Origin of the sequence: Bradyrhizobium sp. STM 3566, from assembly GCF_045571445.1 — a bacterium.
GTDB classification, from domain to species: Bacteria; Pseudomonadota; Alphaproteobacteria; order Rhizobiales; family Xanthobacteraceae; genus Bradyrhizobium; species Bradyrhizobium vignae.
Genome location: NZ_CP120693.1, coordinates 209,753 through 235,658, shown reverse-complemented (window position 1 = coordinate 235,658; position 25,906 = coordinate 209,753). Strand labels below are relative to the sequence as shown.

Genomic DNA, 25,906 nt, shown 5'->3' with positions numbered 1-25,906 from the left:
TGAGTCCTTGGTTAAAGCGGGAGTTCAATCCCCTTCAAATCCATAATCGGTGATCTTGAGACTTGTAACGTTATCGCGCACAACGCTCTCCACGTCTTCTGGAAACCCATCGGGTGTCTCGGCATCGATGTCTAGGGTCAATGTAACCTTGGTACCGCGGACGCGATCTAATTCGCTCAAAATGGATTGCGCAATATTGCTGACCTGCGGGGTCGGGCGATTAGGATCGAGCACGATCTTGGCGTAGAAGCGCCGAGGGCGAGTAGCGCGGGGAGTGCCTGCCGGCAGCGGCTGAGAGACGAAAGGCTGACCTGGACCATTCGCCCCGCCAGTATTGATTGGCTGTGGACCAGTCTGAGGCAGCTGCTTGGCCAATTGTGCATCCGCGACCTCACGGCGGACCAGCACAGCATCCGAATTCACATCGATGCTAACCAGCTGGGCGAGCTTTAGGCCGACATACTCCCCCTTGGCCTCATCGAACCGGTCCGCAATGGCGTACTTGGCGTCCGACCGTGCCAATGCCTCGCTGATCGCTTTCGCAAGCACCTGCGGTTCGCGCAGCTTTGAGAGATAGGTAAACTGAGCAAACCAGTCGCGTAGTTGGCGGACCGCGACGTGGGATTGGCTCGGCTGCCACACCTTGCTCAGGTCGTTGTCCAATACGCCGAGATGCGCGGCTATAAGCCCATCGTCTTCACACTTCTTCCACGTTAGTTGGGCCAACGGCGCCGGGTCGCTGCCGCGGTTTGTCAGCGCAACTAGTTCCAGATCAAAACCGCGAGCGACGTAGGCACTCCCGGGTTGAGGCTCTTGTGGCAACATCAAATGCTTCCACCCACGACGTACTGAATTCAGGGCTGCGGCCTCTTGCTCAGTGAACTTCTTTTTCGCATCATCCTCTTGCGCAGGAGGTAATTGCAAGATCCCCCGGGCGTCCCGCAGAATAGATGCCCAAGCAAGCTTCTTCCGCACGACGCTTTGGATGTCTTCAAGAGCCGCTTGATCTGCCGCCAGGAACACTAGCCGATTTCGGTTGCGACGCTGGCCGGGGCCTTTGTGCTCAACAATGTCTGCCGCGACGGTCATCGCCGGGCTATCTTGGTCGCGTCCGCGGTGCCAGGCCGACGGCGGAAGCAGAACTAGGGCCGTCTCGTAGGCGTCGTCGATGCCAAGAGGATCGTCGGGAGCCCCATGAACACGCAAGAAGCCCGTGCCTTTGTACCGCTCCTCTGCGCGGATCAACGCAACGATTTCTGTTTCAACATCGGGGCCCGCTAATCCCTTGGCACGGTCTTCCGCTTCCTGATTGAGGGAGGCGATGGGGGAGAACCAGTAGTTCTCGCCCGCGCTATAGAGGTAGGCTGCGTTCTCACCGAGCCGTCGAAGTGCCTCCGAGAACTGGGAAGGCTGCTCGCCCGGGATAGCGCAGGCTAGCCGGAGACGGGCAACCTCCATCCCCCTATTGGTCGATCCGTGTGGTGACGTACCCATAAATAGTGCGGTCGCGGCGCGGGTCACGGCCTTGTTCTTACCAATTGCTGGAGAGCGCGCCTCGATCTGCGCTGGCTTCGACAGATCACCGGCAACTTCCTTCGAGATCACCGCATCGTATCCTGTTGGAAGCGGCACGAGTGCGTTGGCGCGCACCTTATCGTCGGTCAGCGGCACGTCGCCTGGCAGGATCATAGGTGCCGCATGGCCGTCCCGCCAAAGTCGGTAAACGATCTGCGCCATCATTTTAAGAACGCCACGAGTCCTCTGAAACTTTTCAAGCCCACCCCAATCACCTTGCAAAATCAGAAACAGCTCGGGATGAACTGGGTACGCCGCGTTGAGCTGAGCTTCATAGGCCCTGTCACGCACGCCACTCGGGAACTCGCCCGCATTGTTCTTGTAGTAGTTCGCGAACGCCTTAACGGCTTGCTCACGGGCCTTCTCACCTTCAGGATCCAGTTCCTGAAACAGTCGGCGGCGGATGATCTCAAACGTCTCGGTGCCTTGCGCTGGCGCCCAAGCGGACTGCACACGACCGAAAACCTTTTCGAGAGCTAACAGGGCCTCGCGACCACGCTGATTGCCTACCTCCGCAGCACTTTCTGGCAGCGAGGCAACGACCAACACGCCCGGTACTGCACTTGCTGCCTCAGTTAGTGATTGCAAGAACGAAACAAAGCCGTCGTAAGGAATACCATCGAGATTTCGCGCATAGGCAACTACCTCGTCGAGGAGAATGAGGCACGGCGCCGCTAACTTCAAGATTCCAATCATTGCCTCGGAGCCGGGATTGGTTCTCGCCTCATCTGAGGACCTGATGGTCTCATAGGCTTTCCAGCCTCCAAGCTTTACCGCGATCAGGCCCCAAAGACATTTGACAGTCCGCGCGCCCTCCACAATGAAAGGCTGATTGGCGCCGGCAGCCGTGCCGACAAACACGACTGGCTTGGAGCGCATCGGCAAGGTTGCCACCGCTGCATCCTTGAATATGTCAGCAAGACCAGGAAGCGTCTCGGGGCTTTTGGCGTTCGCAAGATGGTAGAGCGCCAGCATGGTGTGCGTCTTGCCTCCGCCAAACGAGGTCTGCAGCCCGATTACAGGATCGCCGCCCTTTCCGGCCAACCGCTCGATTGCGCTCTGAAGTACCTTCCGTAATCCACCCGTGATGTAAGTTATGCGATAAAATTCGCGTGGATCTCGATAGGTCTCAGCCCCCTCTCCGCGGCTCACGGTTGACAGGTCCGCAGCGAACTCAGCTTCCTGGAACCGCGCAGCCATTACGTCGGCATGAGGCGGAGCCACATCCCGCCAGGGCTTCCAGGCGTACTTGCTATCGCCGAGATCTAGCGTCTGTTGTTGGTGGATCGCGACCGTCTTGGCGGCAACCTCAGTCGTGACGCCCATAGCATTGGCCATCGCCTTGGTCTGGTCGTCGAGTAACGCCTTGATGCCCACGGCAGACTTCGGCTCGATAGCTTCGACGACGGCCTGGATTGAGCGGAGATAGGATATTGCGTCGGTGTCCGAAATTGTGCCACTAGCGTGCGCCATATCATTGCGGGCGGCGAGGGCAAGCGAGACGTGATTGCGTACAATCGGCTTGAATCCATCACGGAATGCGTGCTGCCAATTGTCGACCATAGTCTTCAAAAGCGCGTAAGCGTCGAGCGGCTTCGAAGCGTCAGTGCCGGCGGCCATAGATAGGTTCTGCTGCCAATTGCCACGGTAGGCCTCGCGCATACGCTTCTCTACATAGGGCTGCAGCACCTTAGTTAATAGGAGAAGAGCTTGGTTGATGCGTTGGTTCGAAGCAAAGCCGTTCATCGTGTTTCCCCCCAGATCACGCAGAGAAGAGATCGCGGCGGGCGCCGGTCTCGGCTAATTCAGCGGCGCGCTTCTCGATCACATCCCATTCCTGGTGAAGCTGGTTGTAGACACGGCCTTCGGCCGCCCACTGCTTTTGCTCGCAAATATCATAAAGGCGACGAGCCAGCGTATGCGCAGGGTCAGCCAAAGCCCCTAGTTTGTTGTAGAGCGCAGCCGCAGCGTCGATTCCCCCGGCTTCGGCAGTTAACCGCTTGATAAGATGTTGGCAGGCTTCCCAGACTGTAGCGCGGGTGTCTTTAGCTGGGTCCCAATCGTCCGGAAGTTCATTGCGCCTGATGAGGCGGGCGTGGCCACCTGTAGCCTCAAAAAAGCCAGCGTTCTTGACGCCATCCAGCGAAACGTTGACAGCATTAGTCATGTTGATTGCTTCGCCGGACTTACCCTTTTCAAAGCCCTTTGCGGCGAACCAATCAAGGGCGAAGCGCGTTTCGCTGTCATAGTCAGCATCGCTGTGGGAGGTGATCTCCTCGCGCACCTGATTGATAAGCTTTAAAGCATCCTTGACGAGCATGGGTGCGCCATCAGTGCCGAGCACGTTCGCATAACGAGTGAAAATTCCGATACCCGGACCGATAGCGGCCTGCTGAATGTCGGTCGGGCCTACACCAGTGTGTCGGATTTCAGCGAGGGCCATCGGCATCTCACGACGCAGCGAGCGGAGAAAGTCTGCCCGAGTTATCGTTGATGCATTTTTCTCGCGACGGCGGCAAACCAAGACGATGGAGGACGCTAGGGCATTTGCGTCACTTGCAACAGCTCGTCCCTCACTTTCGCTTCGCACGGGCCAGGTACCGTCGATCACTATTCCAGCGTCAGTCACGGCTTGGAGAAAGCTAGCCCATCCGGCAGAGGTTAGTGCGCCCTCTCCAGCCTCTTGTTGCTTATAGGCGTAGTAAATTGCAGCCGGCCAGCAGTCCATGGCAGAGGAAAATCCCTGCAACGTCTTGCTCATACCAGCCATAAAATGGTGTTCTGCCGCTTCCTTATCGTCATGGCGATAGGCTGAAGCAACCAGTTCGTCCGCTTTCGGCGTGAGAACGCGGCGGAAAAGGTTCGGATGCAAACTCGAAAGCGATCTCCTCAGCCATACATAAAAGAAATCGGACAGATCTGCGTATGCTACGTTATCGTAATAGGGTGGGTCGGTAGAAAACACGGTTCCTTGCTCAAAGGAATTCAGCTGCGCGTCCCGCGTGCTCACGGTGGCAGGGAAGCGCGCGTAAGAAGCCTCCACGCAATCTGCAATTGCCTTTGCACACGTGAGGATGGAGGAGCTGGATTGACCGAATGGATTGCCTTCCGCGAAATCCCATGTCATCGCCAATGCCTGCTGAGACATGCTTTGGCCCATCGCATTGTCCTTGGGCAACCATCTGTTGAGGGAAGACCCGTAAAAGACCATTCGGCTCACGACCAAACCAAGGTAGGTCGCAACGGCGTCGGCGTAAGCTACGGGGCCCCGGCCATCGTCCGCGAGACTGCGATGATCGCTCGCATTAGGGTCTGTACCTAATTAGCGATCTCTGATTCCTTCGCACCAAGTTGATTCGGGATGGGGGACTTCGGTGCGCAAAGGGCTGTTCTGGCTGAACGACAAGCAGTGGGCTCAGATCGAGCCGCATCTGCCAACGAACCAGACCGGCCCGGCGCGCGATGACGATCGACGCATCATCAGCGGTATCATTCACATGCTTCAGTGCGGCGCACGCTGGCGCGATTGCCCGCCCGACTATGGTCCTTACACGACGATCTACAATCGTTTCAATCGCTGGGCTAAGCGCGGACATTGGCAGGCGATCTTTGAAGCGCTCGCCCGCTGCGGCAAGGATGGCGTGACCTTGTCCATCGACTCCACCTCGATCAAGGCGCATCGCTCGGCGAGCGGTGGAAAAGGGGGGAGCATGAACAGGCGATCGGACGCTCGCGCGGTGGGCGGACCACGAAAATCCACGCGCTGAGCGACCCTGATTGCAGACCTTGCGCATTTCATCTCACTCCGGGACAAGACGCAGATATTGCCGCAGGGCCGGCCCTTTTGAAACTCGCGCCGCCCATGTCTGCCCTCATTGGGGACAAAGGCTACGATGGCGACGGCTTTCGCGCCGAAATCGCCAATCGCGGCGCAAAGCCCGTCATTCCAAACAAATCCAACAGGGTGACCCTCCACACCTTCAGCAAACGCGCCTACAAAGGGCGCAATGTTATCGAGCGCTGTTTCTGCCGGCTCAAGGATTTCAGGCGTGTCGCAACTCGCTACGACAAACTTGCCAGGAACTTCTTGGCTGCCGTGCACCTCGCCGCCATCGTCGCCTATTGGATCAATTGAGTCTGAACCCTAGGACCGGACCAGTCCTTTCGCGCAGCCGCCTCAACATTCTTTCGCACCTCTGGAATGAGGTCTGAGAACGTTGCGAGCGCGATTAGCTGGCGCGATGTAAAATAGTCTGCAAACGTCTTGAATTTGAAGCGGCGGCCTTGAGCATTGCTGGCGAATGTACCGCGGCATTCGTGCGTGGGGAGGTTCATCACGTCACTCTGGTCAGCGACCAACTTTCTTGCCACTTCTGCCGCGACCACTTGATCAAGCGTCGGCGGAAGATAGACGCGACCTCTCCCGCGCTCGGCAACCACCGCCATGAGGCGTTCCGACATTCGTCCTGCCTGCGCCTCTGCGTCAATATACTCGCCAATAATCGGTGCACCGGTTAGCAGGCAAGTGAAGGTCGCCCTCCCGGCCTTCGTACCCTTTTTTGCCTTTTCGATATCGGCCTTGCTCGGCTTCTCCTCGATCTCGAAGTGCCAACGCATCCCGCTGTGATCGACTACAGGCCTAACGATCACTTCCTTGCCCGCTTTCGATGACAGCAAGAAGGTCGAGGCGAGTGGAACATCGATGCCTTGGGCACGCGGATCAGGGCTTCGCACAGTGCGTGTCCACAGCCATGCAGTTACTATTCCCTGTCTATCTCCACTCACCTGAACTTCAGGATAAAGGTGCCCGATCTTCGCCTCGGCTTGCTCGCGCATCCAGCGCCCATAATATCGTATATCTTCCGCGAGCCCTTGCGCGCGTTCCCAATGCCGCAAGTGGTCGACCTCGGGGTTAGCTGCTTTGCGATTTGCGAACTTTGGCGGAAATTCGATGAGCGCTTTGCCGATTAGCACCGCGACAGGGTTCAAGTCCGAACTGTTCACTCTTAGGCCGAGGCGCTGAGCTTCCAGCGGAATCGAGCCAGCACCAGAGAAAGGATCGCAGACCGGCGGCGCATACTGCTGAACGTAGTCTACAATTCGCTGCGGCCCTATCTCTGCAAGAGGGGGCAATTTGTCGTTTCGTGCCCGGGCGACAGATCGAGCAATCTCATATCGAGCTTCGGTCAAAACCGTCTCGTTGAGCGAATTATCCCAACTGATCAATCTCTCGATCAACTTATGGAGCCGATCCCGCTCAGCCAGCCTCTCCTCGGCCGTCGGAAACTCGTCAATACAGCTGTCCGGGTCATCAACAAGTTGCGAAAAGAGAACGGCGCGGCAAAGAGCAATTGGTCTTTGGGCCCAATACTTATGGATTGCGGTCGGAAATCCCTTGGGGGCTTTCTGCTTACGACGCAGAGCCTCTTTGTTAATCGCCTCCAGGGGAATAGAGACCTCGATCAGTTTTTTTCGAGCTTGGGTCATTTGTTCGCCTGGATTTAAGCTGAGCGGCAATATCAGGTTCGAGGCTCATACGACGGACGGACGCTTATGTCGCACCCTTTTCTGAAGGGGCCGGGCGTTCGTGAGCACGATCGAGGGCGCCAACCATCTGAAAACGTTAACTCCTGCCATCTGGGAAGAATATGGTGTTTCTGTTCTGCTGCTGCATAGTCGGCGCGTGTGGCAATCGGCTGTCTACTGTCGACAACGTTGGCCGTTCCGACTTCGAGCCCGAGACCCTTGCGGATGAGCGCGATCTCGCCGCGAATATTGCATTGTTTGTTGCATCACCCGAGTTTTGCGATTCCTCAAAATCACTGTGATCCAAGACTCGTCTACAAGCGGCTTCATACCTACTTCCCGTTTGAGATGATCAGCATGGCGCCGTTCCCCGCCTTACGAGCTTATCGAGGGGGAAGATCGTGGCGCACGCGTCCTGGGTCGGCGCGCTGTCGAAGGGCCTGCGTACATAGACCGGCTGGTTCGCGAACCCGCTCACGGAGATAGGCACTATCGCCAAGACGAAATGCTCCTCGGCGTTCAGGGCCACAATCATCTCGTTAGTTGTGACCGTAATGGTCTCACCGCCCTCTATGCGGCCCTTGACCTCGATGAAGTGCAAATGCCCGCTTTTGGGATCGCGGCTCTCAATGTCGAAGCCCACTTTGGCGGCCGACACGTCGCGCGGTTCGCGCCCGAGGGCGCGCTCTGCGGCAAACACCGCCTGCATGGCCAGCCGCTCCACTTCAGCCCTCGCAATTTCATCCTCGGCGAAACCATTTGGCGCTAGACCAGATTTGGATCGCAGGAGGCCTATCGGTATCACCAAGGCGGCGCCTTTCACTTGCGGCGGCAGTGCCTGAATGTCGCGCTCCTCGACGAGCTGGCGCAGGCGCCGGTCTAATCGTTCTGTGAGCGTTTGCGCATAAACCCTGGCGTTGCCGGAGTTGAGCCGCCCGCCCTTTCCAGCCTGCTCTTTCAGCGCCAATTCCTCGGCCCGGCCATCCCAGTAATTGATCTCACGCTTGAGCCGAGCCCTTACCTCACCTTCAACTCGATCGATCTCTGCGAGCCTGCGTTCACGCGTATCATTAAGGTGCTGCGGCACGAGATTGGCTATGGCAAAGTGCATCGCCATTTTCTCGACGTCGCCCTTCAACCACTCGGCTTCGACCAGCTTGCTTGCGGCATTGGTCTCATCAGGCTGGAGGGGACGAAAGTCCAGATAGGGAGCAGGACCAGCATCCAAAGCGTGGCCTTGCTCATCGAGCATAACGAACTGCATTTTGCGCGACACCACGCTCGGCTGGCCATTTCGGCCCGGCCGCCCATCGCGGATAGTATGCTCCAGTGTCACCAGCACGCGAGCGCTGGCGCGGCCCTCATCGGCTTCATCCACCAAGATGGCGCCACGCTTTAGGACATCGCCCGCCTCTTCCAACGTGACGGCGATGGTCACGTCCAGGAGACCTTGCCCTGGGGTGATGATGGCCGCCTGCGGCTTGTGAGTGTCGCGATATGCCTTATCAAAACAAACGCGTTCGTAACGTTCTGCGATAGGGACCACGCCACCAGCGAAGCGATCCCGGTCGCGGAGACGCCCTGGCACACGCGTTATCTCATAACGCCCGGTCTCGCGCCGTCTGATCTGCCCGCCGAGCCGCACGAATGCCTTTTCAAAGAATGCGCGAATGTAATGGGGTTGAAGGCGCCGGGACGCCGCGCGCTCCATCTTTTCCCTAATTTCCATGACTGTGCGCGGGTCGAGCCCCTCGGAGGTGAGTTTCCGCTCGCGAATCAGCGTCTCAATCTTGTCTCTGTCGACGACGCCATCCACAGCTGTAAACAAGCGCTGCTTGTGCTTGGGATCGTCACCATAAAGCACGGCCTCCATGAGCAGCTCTCGAAGGGGTTTGCCTTCGAAGAGTTCCCCGAGGACATCATAGACGCTATCGCGCCCCCCCAGGGCCTCACGCGCCCGCTCCAGCTTCTCAAGCAGCCGGGCGTAAACCTCACCTTCCCTTGTGTCGGCAGAAACGAGATTCCAGAGATGACAGACTTCCGTTTGGCCGATGCGGTGGATGCGTCCGAAGCGTTGTTCCAGGCGGTTCGGGTTCCAAGGCAGGTCGTAGTTGACCATAAGATGTGCGCCGCGCTGCAGATTTACGCCCTCGCCGGCCGCATCGTTTGCAATGAGAATCCGCACCTCTGGATCATCGTTGAATGCCGCAATATTGGCCTTCCGCACGTCACGTGGCACGCCGCCGTGGATGACGACTACTGCCTCGGATTTGCCGGTACGTTGCCTGATCTTGTCCGCCAGGTATTCGAGCGTGTCGCGTGGTTCGGTGAAGATCAGCAGCTTACGACGTTGACCGGTCGCCTCGTCCACCATCGGTGATTTATCGAGGATTTCGCCAAGTTGACGCCATTTGGCATCCTCTCCCGACTTCCTCAATTGGTTAGCAAGCTTTTCGAGGTCACGAAGGATAAACAACTCGGCCTCAAGCTCGGGAATGGTCTGTGCCGCAGTTGCACGATCCGCAATCTGCTGTTCGGCATCCTCCAACTCGGCACCACCGACCTCGTCGAGATCAGAATCCTCGTCATCATCAAACAGGGATGAGAGTTGCTCCTGTTTCTGAAGCCGGCCTCCCCTCGCGATGATGCGCTCCTCTGCCAACCTAGCTTCGAGCCGTTCGCGGCGGCGAAGAAGTGAGCGATAGATCGCCGCGGGAGATGACGCGAGCCGGCGCTGCAAAATCTGCAAAGCAAAGCCAACGTTGTTCTTCCGCTTGTCATCACCAAGATTGTTGAGGTTGCGCATCTCATTGCGCACATATTGAGTGACCGCGGCATAAAGCTGAGTTTCGAGTCCAGAGAGCTGATACTGGATAGTAGAGGCCCTCCGCTCCGGGAAGAGCGGCGAACCGTCGAATTTTCTTAGCTCTTCCTTGGTGAGGCGACGCATGAGATCTGATACGTCGACCTTGCGGGCACCCTCGCGCGGCCGTCCTTCGAAGCGGTCAGCATCGAGAAGACCCATGAAGAGCTGAAAGTCCGCGTCACTGCCATTGTGAGGTGTCGCAGACATCAGAAGGAAATGGCGCGTATGACCGCCGACCAATTGTCCGAGTCGGTAGCGTTTCGTGTATTTTACCTCGTTGCCAAACAGGCTCGCCGCCATACGATGCGCCTCGTCACAGATGACGAGATCCCAATCTGGCGCGGCCTGCAATTTTGCCTGAAGCGTCTCCGAGCGTGCGGCCATGTCCAGCCGCATGATGAGGCGATTGCGCTCGACGAACGGGTTCCCGGTCACTGAGGTCTCAACCTGCTCGCGTGAGACTATATCGAAGGTGAGATCGAACTTTTCTTTTAGCTCATCCTGCCACTGCTCGACTAAGCTGCCTGGCGCGATGATGAGGCAGCGTTCCAGGTCCCCACGAATGATCAATTCCTTGATCAAAAGGCCGGCCATGATGGTCTTGCCGGCGCCGGGATCGTCGGCGAGCAAAAACCGCAGTGGCTGTCGAGGCAGCATCTCACCGTACACGGCTGTAATCTGATGCGGTAGCGGCTCGATGCGCGAACTATGGACCGCTAGATAAGGATCAAACAGGTGCGCTAACCGGATGCGCTGGGCCTCAGATGCGATCCGATAACTATCTCCGTCTCCATCGAAGCTGAATGCCCGGCTTGCCTGAACCAGCTCAAGCCGCGTTTCGGCCTCCCGAAACAGCACGATTTCAGCCGGCCCATCGGGCCCGCGATAAACGACGTTCAGAGCGTCAGAACCGATCCACTCGGTACGAACAATCTCCACGAGGGAAGCGCCCGCTAGGCCGCGCACTTTCGCGCCTGCAATAACTTGATTCAAGGAAAGCATGGAAAGCGGCTATCACATCTTTCGCGGTAAAAACAGCAATGGTATCTAAACGCTTTGCCCCACAATTTTCTGGGCAAAGGCGCCACCGAAGGTTGCTTGTTCCAAATGCAATCACTAATTTCGAGTCGTTGGTAGCCGTTTCTTACCCGAGACGACCTCCAGACGGTGATCTGTCAGTTGCCCAGCGGGACGCGCGTCAGCGTGGCAGCCGCGAAGCTCCACCTGCCAGCACAAGCGTCCATGACGCTGCGTTGGCGTGACAGAGCAACGGAGGGACCGATGCCCAGGGTGCATAAAAGTAAGAGCAGGGCTGAGGGCCTTTACGACGGGGCGGCGAAGGGCCGGAAACGGAAAACCGGCACCGTGTGTTCGCGATTTGTTCTCATCGCGAGCCTGGCGGCGATGGCGTGTCTGCAGGTCCGGCTTGACCTCCAGACGGTCATCTGTCAGGGGCCCAGCGGGTCGCGCGTCAGCGTGGCAGCCGCGAAGCTCCACCTGCCAGCACAAGCGTCCATGACGCTGCGTTGGCGTCCCGTTCAATCAGGCTTAGGTGCACCCACATAGTCTCGACCCTAGGCCTGGGAGAACGATGTCCGCCTCAACGCCGAGCCGCATCCTTTCGAAATCAAAGCTGATGCACGCGTGGCGGCTGTCACCGGACAGTACGTCCAAAGCTGGCGCCCCCGGAGTGGATGGCATCACTGCAGCCCAATTTGCGACCCGACTCGAAACCAACATCGCCTCTCTCGCAAGAACGATCCGTGATCGACAGTATGGTCCATCGAAGTTGAGAGGAATGGCGATACCGAAATCAACGTCTAACGAAAAGAGACTGATCTGCATTCCAACGATCAAGGATCGGATCGTTCAACGAGCGCTCGTGAAGCATTTCACCGCGGGAAAGAAACTCCCGATCTACAACTCTTCGTCTTACGGCTTCATCGAAGGGCGCGGCACGAAGGCGGCCATTACTCGGGCACTTGAACTTAGATCGCAATTTGGATGGTGCCTCAAGACAGATATAGAAAGCTTTTTCGATCGTATTCCTCGTGGCCCTCTCAAGGACAAGATAGACCGCACTCTGCCTCGTAGTAGCGTCGCGCCTTTGGTCAAGAAGTTTATCGACTGCGAAATACGCGAGGAAAGTCGTTTACGCCCGATTCTCAAGACGCGTGGTATTAGGCCAGGCGTTGGCCTTCGCCAAGGAATGCCGCTCTCTCCGATTCTAGCCAATCTAATCTTGTCGCCGTTCGACAACGATGTCCAATCCGTGAAGATGGAGATGATACGGTACGCTGACGACATCTTGCTCTTCTATGAGACAGAGCAGAAAGCTAGGGACGGGCTCAAGTTCATAACGGATCGTTTGAGTCGCCTCGGATTCTCGATACCCGAGCTGTCCGATCGATCGAAGACCCGTCTCATCGGACCGCAACAACCCGTCGATTTCTTAGGGCGCCAAATAGTATTTCTCACCTCCGAGCAGCGATTTGTCTCCAAGATCTCAAGAGGGCACATTGCGAAGATCAGAGCGGACCTTGAAGACCAATTCAACTTTGAAACCAGAGCCAAAGAGGGGAGTGACTTTCAGGAAACAGTAGTTGATCTCTCAAGATCCGTTTCTGCGTATCTCGGAGCATATCGAGACGCGTACAACTTTCCTGCGCTGCAATCAGAACTGAGCTTTTGTACCCGGAAGATCATGGAAGGCATCTATGAAGACGTGTTTGGGAAATCGATTCTAGACAACGTAACGGAGCGGGGCAGAACTTTCCTCGGAATCGGAAGCCTGGATCAGGTGGAGGCATCGAGCGATTTCGATGACACGGCGACCGATGAAATCTGTTCAGCTCAGGAGGCGTCAGGCGCTTCGCGGTAGTAAGTTGGTGCAGCGACCTGAGTTTCAGGAGGAGATGGAAAGGAATTTCTCCATGGAAGAGGACAGCCTGACTCCAGGTGATTTTTACGAAGGTGTTTTGCTTGAAACGTGCAGGGACGAAAACCGGTCAATCACACGTCCGCGCGTTCGTCCGTTAGAATATTTCCCAAGCTGGATGCGCGTGGAGTTTCCGCGAACTTTACGTGAGAAATACCCTATTGGTACGCGATTTCGAGCCGACGTGACCGTTGGACAAAAGCACTGGAGCAACGGCGTCGCCAAGGGGCCGCCCTATCTGGCTGCAAGGCCATCGTCCATCGTGCGCGACACAAGCTACACGCCGGAAGTAAAGCTAATCGCCGTGCCCAAACCGGGCACGATCAGTGGTCGGGCGCATGACTACGAACTAGTGGCGATTGATCAGTCGTCCGCACCAAGCATTCTAGAACTTCGTGAACAAGCGTACGAAATGGCGGATATGTCGCCGCCTCAAGCGCGGCGCGAGGCATGGCAAAGGACCCGAAGCGCGATCATCGCCCAATACGCGCTTTGTCGATCACGTGGCAATTGTGAAGCATGTAATCACCCAGCTCCATTCATGCGTCGCAACGATCAGCCTTATCTCGAAGTCCATCACATTCGTGCGCTCGCGGAACGAGGCGCAGATCATCCTCTAAACGTGGCCGCTGTCTGCCCAAACTGCCACAGCCGGGTTACGCATGGGAAAGACGCAGAAGATTACAATGCTTTGATTGCGCAGAACATCAAAGAAATCGAGGCGAGATTTCAGAGTGAGGTCTAGGTCAGAATGGGAGCAATGCTAGCGGCTCTGCCGAAAGTCGATCTGACGATTTTCTGCAACTTTGCTATTGGAACTCGCCGAAGCGGCGCCTCAGCGATGTTTTTCGAGGCGCTTCGATAGCTGCCGGTGATCAGATCGAGCTTGAACAATATCTGACTCTCCGGAGTCCAATTATCTTGTCCGCTCATCGTCTTCCTTGTGGCCGCGGGGGTCGGCATCGAGCCCCTGCTCCGAACTGCGGCGCCGGCCTGGGGTGAGCTGCGCAAGCTCATTCTTCAACGCATGGCGTCGGGTTTCAACAGCAGGCATGTCGTCGACGAATTGCCGGATCTGTCGCGCTAGCGCGTGATCCGCTGCCACTCCAGAGCGCTGCAGCTCGGCGGCATAGCCGAGATATCGCCGCCGGATCGCATCCTGACGTGACTTAATCTGTTCGTCCCAAGGGTGTTTGGCAGCCCTGCCGCCCCTCACCTCCGAAAGCACCTCCTTGCGGGCGAGCCGATCGACATCGGGCGTGATCTTTCGCTTGCGCATAGCGAGGACTGCCCCGCGGTCGGCCTTTCGAACCCGTCCGCGGGTTCGCCGCGGTGTTGCCTCGGCCGCGATCCCGCGAAGCCGGAGTTCGCCGGCGAACCGCTCCCGCCAGGCCTGAAGATCCGCCTTACGGGGGTTGAGGCGCTTGCCGTCGTGGCCGAGGGACCGAACGGTCAAGTGCACATGGGGATGCTTGTCGTCGAGGTGCTGGACAAAGACGTAGTCGTGATTGTAGCCAAACGTTTCGATGGCAAATGCCCGGGCTGAATCCTTGACGGCGACAGCATCGGTGCCAGCCGGCATCGACAGAATGATATTGACCGAAAGCGACCCATCACGGCGGCGCTTGTCGTCGAGACCGGCATCATCCTCCCAGCGTTGCTGCAGATCTTTCAATCCGGAACGACCCGCCAGCGTCGCGCCCTGCTCTGTTTCCCCATCGAGCTCGCCGTTTCGCGTGATGTATGCGAGGTGCGACTTGAGATGCGCCACACCCTTGGTGCGACCGGTGATCTTGACCATCACCTCTGGTGCTCGGCGTACGATACGTTCGAGCTTTGCACGCATCGCCGGCGTAAGGCGGCCCGGAGCGGCCGGGTCGGGGACATCCCACTCGGCCCGCCGTGGACGCCGATTGGGCGTTTCCCAGACATACGAGATCGGGGGAAGTTCGGAGGCCAGGTCGGTCGGCCGCGGCGGGCGCCGGCTCATCGCCGTCCATCCCAGTAGTCGGCGTTGCCGTGCAGCGCATTACGTAGTCGCGCGAGCTCTGTTTCAATGACCAATTTGGCCTCTTGAATTGCGGATAGATCCGGCTCAACCGCCCTGCCCTGCAGCACACTGGTGTTTGCGGCCCGCGCGATCTGGTTGATGTTGCCGCCGATCCGGTTGAGCTCGCGAACAATCGCGCGAAGCGCGTCATACTCGTTCGGAGAATGCTGCACTGGCGACCCCAAACGCGAACGCACCAGGGCGACGATCCAGCCGGTCCGCGTCATGCCGCGCTGATGCGAGACTTCAGCCAGCTGTCGCATCTCGCTCTCGCGAAATCGTACCGTCACTTTTTCCGGCCGTCCGACCGGCAACGCCAAGATGCGCGGCGCTGGTGTAGCCAGGGCCTCAGCAATGAGGCGCCGCAGCAGCGCGGATTTGCCGCCTTGGGTAGCCGCAAAAGCTGAGAACTCCGCCGCGACTTCGTCGGAGACGCGAAGCGAGATCAGAGCCATGCAGTCCGATCCCAATCGCGATGTAATACATCGCTGGCGCGAAGCCTATCCTGCACTAGAGAGCAAAAATTTTTGCTCCTAGATGTTGGTTCAAACCAACGCTCTCCGCATTCAGCGCTCGTCAACGTAAAGTGATCAAGGGCCCCTACCCCCAGCTCGCGGCGCTCTCTTGGCGGAGTAGGTCTTGCGAATACCGATACGCCTGTAAGCGAGGAAACGAAGGCACTAAATGATACCGGCACTGTGGACCGCGACTTTCCAGCAGCCTGCGGCCTCTCTCCGGCGCTATGGGGAGCGCGTTCGGCCTTCGGCTGCTGCGCTAACGCGCCATCCTTCGGATCGGAAAGTCGCTCCGCCGGCGCACACCGGTAGTCTGCCGCCCCGGCGGCGAAAGTGTCGAACCAGTTCATCTCGACAGGATCTCCTCGATTGTAAGTGCCGATGTCGGAAATTCTTCTTCGTTGTCCGCACCATCGACCAACACCACGGCGTGACGGGAACCCTGAGTCGCGGGTCGATCGACAACAAGCTGCCCGGTTCGATCCTGATACCGAACCCTGATTGCCAGCGACGCTGCCGGTTTCGATTGTGAAACGACGCGAGCTTTTGGCGGTTGATCCTCGGTTGCTGAATCTCGCTCTTTCACATTCACAGCGTTGCGCGGGAGCACTGCTTCCGGGAGGGGATCGGAGTTTTCGGATCGAGGTCGCTCAACCGGAAATTCGTTCCGGGGATTGGCGCGGCCGCCCTGCCCGCGAACGTCCCGGGCCAGCTGTCGAGCCTGTGCGTCGGTAAAGCTGTCCTGCGTCGCGCATCGCCGTTCGATCTCGTCGGGGTGCGTGCGCCAGGCCTGATAGAGTTCATAAAGAGCACGGATCGAACTGCCCTCAAGTCGCGCCCGAAGGAAGTCTGGCATGCTTTGGACCGAGGCGTAGCGTGACACCCAGTCTTTTGGCTTGCCGAGCTTGCGCGAGATCTCCGCCTGGGTATCGCCGGCGCCCAATCGGTCTGCGATGAACCTCGCGATCTCAGGCGCACGCAAATCATCCCGCTGGATGTTCTCGATCATCTGAGCGTATCGGTCGGGCAAATCGAGGTCTTGAATGAACGCGGGTATTTCACGCAAGCCCGCGCGCTGCGCTGCGCGGCACCGACGCGCGCCCATGGCGATGACGTAGCGTCCATCTTCACTAGAACGGCGAAGCACAATGGGTTGCAGCACGCCATGTTCGGCAATCGATTGGGAGAGCTCCTCCAATTCCTGTTCGCTGAAGGTGCGGCGTGGTTGATCCGGATCCTCGTCAATGCAATCAATCGCGACCAAGAGGGGGCGCCCGGCTGCTGCGCCAGGGTTTGCCGCGACGTCGACGAGCTCCTTGAAGCTGAGATCAAGCGTCATTCGTGGTCTCCTGATCGAGCCGTTCCACGATCTTGGCGAGAACGGCACGGATTTCCCGACCGGCTTCCTGCGCCGAGCGACGCTTCAAGCTCCACACCGGCACCCGTTCCGCGACGGCTTCGGCATAGCCGTCCCGTGCAACGATCTGGCCTGGGAACACGTACTTGCCCGCTTCGCGCAACAACTGCTCCAAGTGTGTTCGTTGACGCGGCGACTTGGTATTAAAGTTCGACGGCAGCAGACCGAGGAATCGCGTGTCCTGACGACCGTAGCGTCGTTGCACACCGATCACGGTCTGCATCAGGGCTTTGACGCCCTTTACGGAATAATCTTCCAGGTAAATCGGCGCCAACACATGCGAGGCGGCGACCAGGCAGGCGACGCTGCGAAGGCCAAGCGATGGCGGGGTGTCGATCACACAAACATCGAACCGGTCGGCGGCCTCAGTGAGATTCTGCTGCAGGGTCATAACGGCTGCAGCATTGCCGCGATCGATATCTGTCAAAGAGCTGTCGGCCGGCGCCAGTGTGATGCCGTTGTTTTCCGCAGCGACAAACCGGGTCGCCGGCTTGAACAGGTCGGCCGCCGAAATCGACCCTGTATGCTGCTTGAGCGTGTCGGTCGCGTTGCCCTGCGCATCAACATCGATCATCAGAACCCGGCGGCCCGCTTCCGCCATGAACCAGGCCAGATGCACGGCAAGCGTCGTCTTGCCGACGCCGCCCTTCTGGTTGTTGATGACGATCGTGTTCACCGGGTCGACCTCGGTGCAACCATCTGCGCCGGTTTCATCCATGTTTCTCCAGACCTTGCTTCGCCTGCCGGCTCGGTCCTGATTTGACCGGCCTCTTCATCCAGGGTGTTGGTTTGAACCAACGCCCACTGCGAACCAGCACGCGGCAGAATCCTGAAAGCCAGGCACAAAATCCCCTGCCAGAAGAGTCAGGTAGGACGAGCCACATAGGAAAGAGGCGCTCAGTCGAAATGAGTTCGCATCGATTGGGCAGGCGCGCACCGGAGTTGAAGCAAGACAACGAAAACCAAATGCGTGTGGCCCCTACGTGTTGGTTCAAACCAACACGTTCTGAGGCAGCGCTACCTCGCATCTCTGTATAGTGTGGGAAGACGAGACGGAGCCGACGCCTACCAAACCCGGACGGCGGTTAGAACTGCGCGGCGCCCTCGGGCGCAAATACGGCATCAACCTGCTGATGCTCTACCAGTTGATCGGCAAGATGCGCGAAGCCGATGGCGGCGGCGGTGCGACGAGCAAATGTTCGAAAGTGGCGTCCTGGATCTCGTTCTGGATCTCGTTCTCGGCGACCAACGATCCCGAGACAGCGGCCCATATCTCGAAGCGCTGCGGCGACACGACCGTGGAGGTCGATCAGCTCAGCCAGTCCTCGCAAATGTCGGCTTCGTCGCGGACACGATCGAAGCAACTCGCTCGCCGCCCGCTGATCAGGCCGCACGAAGCAGCGCATGCGACCTACGAACAGATCATCTTCACGGCCGGCAATCCGCCGCTGCGATGCGGTCGCGCCGTCTTGTTCCGGCGCGCCGACATTCAGGACTGCGTCGGTGAAAACAGGTTCTACCGGAAACAAGGCTCCGGGACTTGATTGACGATCGAGAGATGTGTCGACGGCCTGCGAGAGGATCGTCACGCGCATGCGCGGAGACCGGGTGCGGGCTCCGGGAGCGCCGCGTTGGCGGCGCGAGTAGAGCCGTCCCCGAAGGGGCTCGCCCCATGCCCTCAGAGCGGTTAGCGCGAGGAAGATGGTTCCGGGAAATTGGCGCGCAGGTACTCGGTCGCCGCCTCCGCCGTCGCGAACGAAGCGAGTTCCAGCATCTCCTCGTCGGGCCGCTGCGGCTGCCGGACCACCGTGACCCGGCCTTCGTCAAGACAGGTACGGGGCTGCTCGCGGAACCGCAGCCATTCGGCCTGCTTGGCTTCGGCCAACGCGCAGGCAGTATCGTAGTCATCCGCAATGCCAAGATGGGTCGAGCGGTCCCATGCTCCGCCGTTCAGGCACCGAACCTCGATGCGACCATCCGGACGGGTGAGGCCGTAGGACGATCCCACCACTGATCGAGCTGTGCCTTGCTCCGCGCTTCGTTCGGCGTCGCGTCAAAGGCCTTGGGCAGTTTCGGGTCGAGTGGAATCCGGCTCGGCATGGCGTCCTCTGATCCGAAGGAAAATGCCAGAGAACGGGCCAGAATGGGAGCTGAATCTGGCCGGGCCGACACGCCAAATGGCTCATGCTCGTCGTCGGCGCCGCTACAACAGCCCCGCATCGAGGGATCGCGCGTGCACCTGCAATCGACCTATCAGGAAAATGAATCAATCGCGCTTGTTCGATTCAACAATCCAATTGGACACAGATTCCAGATGACGGGAGAATCGCTGCATGCCTCAGCTTCCGCCGGACCCTGTCTATCTTCGTCGTGTCGACGCAGCCCGCAATATGCGGCGGTTCTATCTGCTGTCCTTGCAGCCAACCCTGTTCGGCGGCGTGGCGGTGGTCCGCAACTGGGGCCGGATCGGCACGAGCGGTCAGACAATGATGCAAACCTTCGACGACAGCGCGAGAGCCGGCGAGGCGTTTGACCGGCTCGAGCGAACAAAGCGACGCCGGGGCTATGCCCCCGCGGTAGAAAACCGCTGATCGGCGGGCGATGCGTCGCCGGACGTGGTTGGCTGGTTGCGTTGCCGGATCAGCTCGGCGAGTTGCGCTTCGAGCGCCTTGCGCTCCGCGAGACTGAACAGGCAGTCGCGCAGCTCGGCGCGCAGTTCCTCGATAACGTCGACCGTCATGACCTTCTCTCCGTTCGAAGGAAAGAAGGCCCCGCCTCGCGGCGGAGCCCTCTTGGGAGGCTCAGTCCCGGTTCGGCCGGGACCAGATCAGTTGGAGGCCCTCCACACCCTCGACTTCGGTCAGGGTAGCGTAGATCGGAGCGGGGAAGCTCGGATCGTCCAGCTTGACGGAGAGGTAGTCGCGCTCGGTGTCCTTGGCGATCTTCTGCCAGGCCGCACCCAACTCGACGTTACCCGAGTAGATGCGGAAGTGCGGTCCCTTGTCGGAAGGATTATCGACGCGGATCAGCTTGGCCTTGACGTTGAGGTTGAGCGTCTTGATCGCGCCGGAGAAGCCATTGCCCGTGGAGGTGAAGGTGCCGATGGTAGCCATTGTCTCATTCCGTTGGTTTTATCGGGCCGCGCCCATCGCGACCTCGATGGCGGTCGTGAGACCGGAGGCGATCGACCCGCACCTGAAAGGCCGAAACGAAGTGGAGGGCGGCCGGCAGCGACTTTCTTGTCTCGCGAGGAATGGCGCGCAGCGCCAGGGGAAGAAAGTCGAGGACGGCCGTTGCGGGGACAAGATCGAGGGCCCGCACAGCGGGACCGTCCTTCGGTCAGACCAGCCGTAATCGAGGACGCAGATGGGCTGCCCGTCGTGAAAACAGTTGGAATGAAGACAGGCCCTCGGCAACATCACATCGCGCGGTCACGAGCACGGGCGACAAGATCCGATTGTCCTGACGAGGCCGGCTGAAGACCGCATCTCCTGCGTAAAGGGTCCGGGGAGCAGCAGATGCGAGTCGGAGTTCGCCGCCGCCGCAAGGTCGACAAACACCTACCGACGAACTTGGCATGCCCGGACATCCTGCGTCTGCTGCATCGATGCTGCGATCTTCGATGAGGGCAACAGCGTCCACGATCCGGCCGGAGCATCACGGACGCTGCCTCCGCAAGTTTGCGCCGAGAGGCCGCGCGCGCTCGGTTGGCGCGCGGACGGAGTGCGTGACCCAAACTGGACTAAAACGGACTCGAAGCACCGTGCCACCGAATGTGGCGATCACGCTGCGCCCGGGGAGCAGACCCCACACTGCTTTCGCACTCGTTCGGCCATAGGTCGAGGCGCCCGACGGTCAACAGCCCTCGGGAGGATCCGGCCTCGTCCCACGGCGCGCAGGAGCGATGCCGAAAGACCTGGCCGCTGACACCGCAGCGCCCGAGCGAAGCGCACGATCGGCATCAACAGCGTCGGTCCCGGCGTCGGGATGTTGATCGCAGATTTGACGCTGGCGCGCGGAAACGTGCAACCGATGGACGCACTCTTCAGCGGGATCGGATAAGGCCTCTCGGGCCGAACGACATCGCTGCGCGGCCGGAAGCCAATCCAGCCAGGTCCACCCATGGCTCACGCTCGTCGCTTTTCGTGGCGCTGGGAGTTGATCTGCGACATCAGGATCGGACCAAGAGAAAACTCTCCGACCTCCGCTTTCCGCGTCAGCCCGCGCAAGTAGCCGCCAGCTGATCTGATCGTGGTGCCACGCTGCAGGATGCAGGCGACGACGACCGCCGCTTGCATTTCACCCAGGACGGTTTGCGCCTCCTCCCAGGCGCTCGGGCTGATCCCCAGCATTGATCTCACAACGGCCGCGGTGGCGAGGAAATCGCGCCAGTTCGAAATCCCACCCTTCGCATAGTCGACGATGTCAGGGCATGCACCGAGGACCATTCCCAACGGATACGAACCCTCGGCGACTCGCGACGGTTGAGGTTTAGGCTCAGCTCCCGCCGCCCTGCCTTCTCGAAGGCTAGGTTCAAGATCAATTAAGGCATCGGTATTTGAATTCTGTATGTGGCGCTCAGAATGGGACTCATTGGCGCTCGGATTCTTGGATTTGATGTGCGCTTCCAGAAGATTGAGCACCTCGTCAGCAAGTTGAGACAGCTCGTCGGCGATTGGCTCAAGCTCCTGGCGCGTCGCGGTGCGTGGAATCTGAGCTACCATTGCACGGAAGGCGGCATGCACCTCCTGCCAATCAGCAGGCCCCTGCCCTGCCCTTCGCGTCGGGACACCTTCCTCGATGCCGGTTGCGATCATCTTCGCAATGTCGCGCCGGCACAGCGTGATCCGCTCACGCACGAGCTTGAGCGCGCGGGCTTCTGCTTCGATATCGGCCGCCAGGCTCTCGAACTCTTCCGCGCGCACGACGAGCGGTGACAAATCGAAGCCGAAGGCGAGCTCGATTTCACCGGCATCGTCCTTCCGCGCATAGCGCTTGCCATTTGGGCTGTCGCGCCGAACGATCAGTCCAGCGTCGACCAGGACAGCGAGATGACGCCGCAGCGTCGACGCCGGCATGCCGTGCGCCCGCCGACTGAGCTGATTGTTTGACGGGAAGACGATCAGATCATCCTCTCCTGTCAGCGCAGTCTCAGGATGGAAGGTCAGGAGCGCGTTTAGCACCGACAGCGATCGCTCCGACACGCCAAGGCGCGGCCGTGCCGTGCAGATGGCGTGGAAGATCTTCCATTTGTGGACGATCTTTTCGGGAGGGCGTTCTGTTGCGACCATCTGGCTTGCCACATGGGCAAGCGTCAACGATCGCCGCCCAAAAGGCGTCGTTGGAGAGTGTGACTGCATGTCTTTGCCTCAGCTGGGCAAAGGAAACCTGCTCGCCGAAACGACGATTAAATCGCGTAGAAACTCTTGACTGCGATTCGCGAAAGTGATTCTCTGTCAGTCGCCAAACTTGAAGAGAAGGGCTTCCGGAACTCCGTTTCGGGGGCCTTTTTCTTTTGCCTGGTCTGCTCCTGGTTCGTGTTTACGGGACGAGGCCGTCAGGCCTCGGTGGTTTCCTGACCACTGCTCGTCTTGGTAAAGGCGTCGAACAGGGCCGGAAGTTGGTCGACAAGAAATGCGGCAAATGTCGCCGAGACATTCTTGTCCAGGGTAACCTTCAATTCGCGCTCGGCCTGACGCACGTGCGCAATCTTGTCGCCGGATACGGAGAAGACCGGCTTCTCTTCCGATGGCTTCGATGTCCCCGCGGAAGATGGACGGCTTGCCGCTGTGAATGCTGCAAGAAACCGGGCGTCGGTTTCTCGCTCTGCAAATTTCGGTTCAGCCATCGCCGCTCTGACGCGTTTGAGTGCTGCGGCATCCTTGACCAGCTCGGCGAATGACTGCCAGCGACCGCGGCCGACTTTCGGAGCCTTCCCGATTGCTTGAACAACATCGGTTGGAACCGACCGGGCCACGGCAAGAAGCTTCGAAGCCTCCGCTCGATCGATCGACAACGCATCTTGCACGATTGACCGGCTATGCCCGGCATCTTCGATATGCATCGCGAAGGTGGCGCGCTCAATGAAACTCAGATCTTCGCGTGGTGCGTTCTCGAGCCCTTGCGCCACGACAAGCGCTTCATCCGATAGCGATCGCACGATCGCTTTGACGGGAATACCCAACTCCCGCGTAGCGCGGACGCGGCGATGACCATAAGCGCTCTGGTATCGCCCTTTTACTTCAGGATGCTCCCGAACGAGAACGGGCACTTCTTGGCCGCGCTGTGAGATCGACTGCTTAAGTGCATCGAACGAGCTATCGTCCTGATCGCGAAAGCGATCCGCCAGCGGCGACGGATCGATAAGGGAGGGGTCGATTTCAAGGATCATCGCCCCGGATGCGATCTTGTCGCGCAGCTCCTCGTTCTCTTTTTCGACTCCGGAAAAAGTGTCTTTCAACGAGCGCACCGAACCCGAGGAGACCCGCGGCAGGGCAGCAGGCATGTTGTCAGCTGACAACGCGGGTGACTGCGGCGCCGTGAAAAGGCTCTTGATCGTGTCAGTACGTTTGCTCATCGACCCCACACCTTCTTAAGAAGTTGCGCGATTTCGGCATTGACCGCGTCGACCGATTCCAATGCCCGGTCGTAGGCGCCCCGCCCTACGGCGCCGCGCTCCAGCTCATAAAGTGATTGCTTGGTGAGACCAGCATTGGCGATCGCGGTCGATTTCCACACAGTGGCCTGGAGCACGTCCGATCCAAACAGGGTCCGGAGGAGAGCCACGATTTGAGCTTCGGGCACATCGTTAGGATCGTGACGCGTGATGACATACCGGATGAAATCGTGATCGAGGCGCCCACCCGCTTCCTCGATGACGGACATGAGGTCCGACGTCATCAGGAGAAATTGGCTCATTGATGCGACATCGACCATCTGAGGATGGATGGTCACGAGCATCGCGGTCGCCGCGTTCAGCGCGCCCATGGTCAAGTAACCAAGTTGAGGTGGGCAGTCGATGACGACGACGTCGTAATCGTCGGCGACCTGGTCGATGGCGCTGGCGACACGGCGAAAGAACAGGTCGTGTCCGCGTTCACGCCGCTCGACCATTGCTCGGGGCGTGGTGTGCTCGAACTCCATGAGCTCGAGATTGCCTGGCACAAGACCGATCCCGTCAAAGTAGGTCGGCCGAACCACCTCACGCATTGGCCGCCGGTGCTCGTCATACCGTATGGCGCCGTAGAGGGTTTCGTTCGCGGCGATGTCGAACTCGGGTTGGTACCCGAACATTGCGGACAACGAAGCTTGCGGATCGAGGTCAATCGCGAGGACCCGAAAGCCGGCAAGGGCGAGGTATTGCGACAGATACAATGCCGTCGTTGTCTTGGCGGAGCCGCCTTTGAAGTTTGCGACGGTGATGATTTGGAGCTTGTCGCCTGGGCGCCGGCGCGGCAGAAATTCTAGTGCTTCTCGGGGCCGCGCGGTCGCTAGATACTCGCGCAACTCATGAATTTGACCCAGAGTATAGGATCGCCGCCCCCCGGTTCCTGTCGCTGGGGTCGGCCCAAGTCCGTCGAGGGAGAGCTGCCGAAGGTACCCATCGGAGACGCCCGCAATCCGCGCGACCTCCCCTGAGGTGAACGACCGGAGCGATTTGCTTGCCGAAGGCGGGAATAGTGTCGTCGCGAGCGAGCGAAGCTGGCCCGAAAGAATGCCGGCATGCCGAGAGATCCGCGCAGACGCAGTCTCGCTCATCGTAACCGAAACTTCCGCTAAGATCGCCATTTGCCTTCTCAAGACGGTTTCTGCGCGTCAGACGCCTAATCTCCGTCTGGAGAGATGGCCACGATTCTATGATTTGAGCAAGAAATAAAGGGTTAACGAGTTCTTAACGCTGGGTGGCGTGCGTAACGGCGAGGTGCAGCTTTTTGGGCGCGCCGCCCTGTTGTTGTCAGCTGACAACGAGGGCCCCGGCCAGCAGAACGAGCCTCTACTATAGCGCGATTCGGCGAGGCTGCGCGTCCACAAGCGTCATTCAGTACGATGCCAGCCGCTGCTCCGATCAGTGTTGCTATCGTGCGGATGCGCCGGGGCGTCTTTCCATGCGCGTCCCCCCTCGCTTCTGGGGTCGCGTCAGCGGGCACGGGCGCTTGACGAGCAGTCGATTCATGCAGCGCGCCGGGGATCTCTGTATTCCCCGTTTCCCAGCAAGCCGTTGCCCCGGCGGATCGCTTTCCTCGCAAGATTCTGTGGTCTCGCACCCCAATTCCCAGGACCGGCGGCTCCCCGAAAAGCACCCTCCCCGTCTCGTTGAAGCGCCGGGGCCGTGGCGAGCGAAGGGGTTTTGCGGTGTTGGCTCGCTAGGTCCAGCAGCGCACCGGCCGTTCGCAGTGTGGACCGACGAGCCCACTGCGGCACTTCGCTGGGCCGCGGCTCGCCAGGGCAACAAGCAAGCCCGCACGGTAGCGGGTCTCCGCCAATCAGCCGAACGAACAAGCACAGAGTAATCGACTCAGTGCATTCCGGGTCGCAGTTCCCGGACCACCAGCCGCAAGACCCGACCACCCACCTGGCGCGGCGCGGGCGCCTCATCATCGGCTGCACCTGCGATCTGTTTCGTTAAAGGAAGCCAATGCGCAGTCAGGTTAGCACCTTAACCGGCACGGTCGTGGGCGGTTCGAGCCTGGGGCCGCATCCGATCTCGACGCCAGGCCCCCAGATAAACCATCGCGAGCCTTAGTTCGAGGCGAGCGCGCAGCATCGGATCGCTTCCTGGACGAACGTTTCGATAGCACGGGGAGGGTAGTCCATCGGGACGCCGCGCAGATTGTTGTCAGCTGACAACAATCTTCTTAGTCCAGACCTGCGCACCGGATGGCGGCGTCGCGGTCGGGCAGGCGGAGCTCCGCCGGACCTTGGGTGACCACGGCCGGCATCGAGGTCGAGCCATGACCGTGGGTCGTCGGGAAGGACCAGCCGAAGAGCTGGCTGAGCTCGCGCTTCGATCCCGCCCCTC

17 protein-coding genes and 2 pseudogenes are annotated in these 25,906 nt (G+C 59.3%); 5 read left to right on the top strand and 14 right to left on the bottom strand.

Features of this window, described 5'->3' with window-relative positions:
- Positions 1–24: 24 nt before the first annotated feature.
- Positions 25–3,321, bottom strand: coding sequence for a DUF499 domain-containing protein (locus P6U27_RS38325; RefSeq protein WP_407194615.1), 3,297 nt, complete (start codon positions 3,319–3,321; stop codon positions 25–27).
- 16 nt (positions 3,322–3,337) lie between these two features.
- On the bottom strand, positions 3,338–4,735 hold the full coding sequence (locus P6U27_RS38320) for a hypothetical protein (protein ID WP_407194614.1): 1,398 nt from the start codon (positions 4,733–4,735) through the stop codon (positions 3,338–3,340).
- A gap of 214 nt (positions 4,736–4,949) precedes the next feature.
- On the opposite strand from P6U27_RS38320, the pseudogene P6U27_RS38315 reads away from it, so the two are divergent.
- A pseudogene (locus P6U27_RS38315) lies at positions 4,950–5,710 on the top strand (IS5 family transposase).
- On the opposite strand, the gene P6U27_RS38310 reads toward P6U27_RS38315, so the two are convergent.
- Positions 5,695–7,092 carry a DUF1156 domain-containing protein gene (locus tag P6U27_RS38310; protein WP_407194613.1) on the bottom strand — a complete coding sequence of 466 codons (1,398 nt, stop codon included), beginning with the start codon at positions 7,090–7,092 and terminating at the stop codon, positions 5,695–5,697. The pseudogene P6U27_RS38315 and the gene P6U27_RS38310 sit on opposite strands and share 16 nt — an antisense overlap.
- Before the next feature lie 361 nt (positions 7,093–7,453).
- Complete coding sequence (locus tag P6U27_RS38305; RefSeq protein WP_407194612.1) at positions 7,454–10,969, bottom strand: helicase-related protein; 3,516 nt, start codon at positions 10,967–10,969, stop codon at positions 7,454–7,456.
- Between the two features lie 589 nt (positions 10,970–11,558).
- Here P6U27_RS38305 and P6U27_RS38300 point away from each other — a divergent pair.
- Both P6U27_RS38300 and P6U27_RS38295 read left to right on the top strand, forming a co-directional pair.
- Positions 11,559–12,848 carry a reverse transcriptase domain-containing protein gene (locus P6U27_RS38300; protein ID WP_407194611.1) on the top strand — a complete coding sequence of 430 codons (1,290 nt, stop codon included), beginning with the start codon at positions 11,559–11,561 and terminating at the stop codon, positions 12,846–12,848.
- Positions 12,805–13,650: an HNH endonuclease gene (locus P6U27_RS38295; RefSeq protein ID WP_407194610.1), complete on the top strand. Its 846-nt coding sequence runs from the start codon at positions 12,805–12,807 to the stop codon at positions 13,648–13,650. The genes P6U27_RS38300 and P6U27_RS38295 overlap by 44 nt, the downstream gene beginning before the upstream one ends.
- Before the next feature lie 171 nt (positions 13,651–13,821).
- Here P6U27_RS38295 and P6U27_RS38290 read toward each other — a convergent pair whose 3' ends face one another.
- The 4 genes from P6U27_RS38290 to P6U27_RS38275 all read right to left on the bottom strand — a co-directional run bounded on the left by P6U27_RS38290 (position 13,822) and on the right by P6U27_RS38275 (position 17,605).
- Entirely contained in the window at positions 13,822–14,895 is a 1,074-nt protein-coding gene (locus P6U27_RS38290; RefSeq protein WP_407194609.1) for a relaxase/mobilization nuclease domain-containing protein, read from the bottom strand.
- The gene (locus P6U27_RS38285; RefSeq protein ID WP_407194608.1) at positions 14,892–15,410 is read right to left on the bottom strand and encodes a MobC family plasmid mobilization relaxosome protein; all 519 of its coding nucleotides are present in this window, start codon (positions 15,408–15,410) and stop codon (positions 14,892–14,894) included. Before P6U27_RS38285 ends, P6U27_RS38290 begins: the two co-directional genes overlap by 4 nt.
- Positions 15,411–15,816: 406 nt before the next feature.
- Complete coding sequence (locus P6U27_RS38280) at positions 15,817–16,809, bottom strand: ParB/RepB/Spo0J family partition protein (protein WP_407194607.1); 993 nt, start codon at positions 16,807–16,809, stop codon at positions 15,817–15,819.
- On the bottom strand, positions 16,799–17,605 hold the full coding sequence (locus P6U27_RS38275) for a ParA family protein (RefSeq protein ID WP_407194606.1): 807 nt from the start codon (positions 17,603–17,605) through the stop codon (positions 16,799–16,801). The genes P6U27_RS38280 and P6U27_RS38275 overlap by 11 nt, the downstream gene beginning before the upstream one ends.
- 361 nt (positions 17,606–17,966) lie before the next feature.
- On the opposite strand from P6U27_RS38275, the pseudogene P6U27_RS38270 reads away from it, so the two are divergent.
- Positions 17,967–18,431, top strand: a pseudogene (locus P6U27_RS38270) (type IV secretory system conjugative DNA transfer family protein); the annotation flags it as partial.
- A 143-nt stretch (positions 18,432–18,574) separates the two neighbouring features.
- On the opposite strand, the gene P6U27_RS38265 reads toward P6U27_RS38270, so the two are convergent.
- Positions 18,575–18,895, bottom strand: a complete 321-nt coding sequence (locus P6U27_RS38265; RefSeq protein ID WP_407194605.1) for a hypothetical protein — start codon at positions 18,893–18,895, stop codon at positions 18,575–18,577.
- Positions 18,896–19,220: 325 nt separating this feature from the next.
- Here P6U27_RS38265 and P6U27_RS38260 point away from each other — a divergent pair, with 325 nt between their 5' ends.
- Positions 19,221–19,478, top strand: coding sequence for a WGR domain-containing protein (locus P6U27_RS38260; RefSeq protein ID WP_407194604.1), 258 nt, complete (start codon positions 19,221–19,223; stop codon positions 19,476–19,478).
- Here P6U27_RS38260 and P6U27_RS38255 read toward each other — a convergent pair.
- The 5 genes from P6U27_RS38255 to repA form a co-directional block, all read right to left on the bottom strand.
- Positions 19,451–19,627 carry a hypothetical protein gene (locus tag P6U27_RS38255; protein WP_200844608.1) on the bottom strand — a complete coding sequence of 59 codons (177 nt, stop codon included), beginning with the start codon at positions 19,625–19,627 and terminating at the stop codon, positions 19,451–19,453. The two genes, P6U27_RS38260 and P6U27_RS38255, sit on opposite strands and share 28 nt — an antisense overlap.
- A gap of 61 nt (positions 19,628–19,688) precedes the next feature.
- Positions 19,689–20,000, bottom strand: coding sequence for a DUF736 domain-containing protein (locus P6U27_RS38250; RefSeq protein WP_407194603.1), 312 nt, complete (start codon positions 19,998–20,000; stop codon positions 19,689–19,691).
- 1,014 nt (positions 20,001–21,014) lie between these two features.
- Entirely contained in the window at positions 21,015–22,247 is a 1,233-nt protein-coding gene (gene repC / locus P6U27_RS38245; protein ID WP_407194602.1) for a plasmid replication protein RepC, read from the bottom strand.
- 197 nt (positions 22,248–22,444) lie between these two features.
- Entirely contained in the window at positions 22,445–23,464 is a 1,020-nt protein-coding gene (repB, locus tag P6U27_RS38240) for a plasmid partitioning protein RepB (protein ID WP_407194601.1), read from the bottom strand.
- On the bottom strand, positions 23,461–24,675 hold the full coding sequence (repA, locus tag P6U27_RS38235) for a plasmid partitioning protein RepA (protein ID WP_407194600.1): 1,215 nt from the start codon (positions 24,673–24,675) through the stop codon (positions 23,461–23,463). The genes repB and repA overlap by 4 nt, the downstream gene beginning before the upstream one ends.
- Positions 24,676–25,906: the final 1,231 nt, after the last annotated feature.

Bases quoted from the DNA above. Each gene is read 5' to 3' on its own strand.
- P6U27_RS38325 (WP_407194615.1), bottom strand. From the start codon at position 3,321: ATGAACGGCTTTGCTTCGAACCAACGCATCAACCAAGCTCTTCTCCTA.
- P6U27_RS38320 (WP_407194614.1), bottom strand. From the start codon at position 4,735: ATGGGCCAAAGCATGTCTCAGCAGGCATTGGCGATGACATGGGATTTC.
- P6U27_RS38305 (WP_407194612.1), bottom strand. From the start codon at position 10,969: ATGCTTTCCTTGAATCAAGTTATTGCAGGCGCGAAAGTGCGCGGCCTA.
- P6U27_RS38300 (WP_407194611.1), top strand. From the start codon at position 11,559: ATGTCCGCCTCAACGCCGAGCCGCATCCTTTCGAAATCAAAGCTGATG.
- P6U27_RS38295 (WP_407194610.1), top strand. From the start codon at position 12,805: ATGAAATCTGTTCAGCTCAGGAGGCGTCAGGCGCTTCGCGGTAGTAAG.
- P6U27_RS38290 (WP_407194609.1), bottom strand. From the start codon at position 14,895: ATGAGCCGGCGCCCGCCGCGGCCGACCGACCTGGCCTCCGAACTTCCC.
- P6U27_RS38285 (WP_407194608.1), bottom strand. From the start codon at position 15,410: ATGGCTCTGATCTCGCTTCGCGTCTCCGACGAAGTCGCGGCGGAGTTC.
- P6U27_RS38280 (WP_407194607.1), bottom strand. From the start codon at position 16,809: ATGACGCTTGATCTCAGCTTCAAGGAGCTCGTCGACGTCGCGGCAAAC.
- P6U27_RS38275 (WP_407194606.1), bottom strand. From the start codon at position 17,605: ATGGATGAAACCGGCGCAGATGGTTGCACCGAGGTCGACCCGGTGAAC.
- P6U27_RS38260 (WP_407194604.1), top strand. From the start codon at position 19,221: ATGCCTCAGCTTCCGCCGGACCCTGTCTATCTTCGTCGTGTCGACGCA.
- P6U27_RS38255 (WP_200844608.1), bottom strand. From the start codon at position 19,627: ATGACGGTCGACGTTATCGAGGAACTGCGCGCCGAGCTGCGCGACTGC.
- P6U27_RS38250 (WP_407194603.1), bottom strand. From the start codon at position 20,000: ATGGCTACCATCGGCACCTTCACCTCCACGGGCAATGGCTTCTCCGGC.
- repC (WP_407194602.1), bottom strand. From the start codon at position 22,247: ATGCAGTCACACTCTCCAACGACGCCTTTTGGGCGGCGATCGTTGACG.
- repB (WP_407194601.1), bottom strand. From the start codon at position 23,464: ATGAGCAAACGTACTGACACGATCAAGAGCCTTTTCACGGCGCCGCAG.
- repA (WP_407194600.1), bottom strand. From the start codon at position 24,675: ATGGCGATCTTAGCGGAAGTTTCGGTTACGATGAGCGAGACTGCGTCT.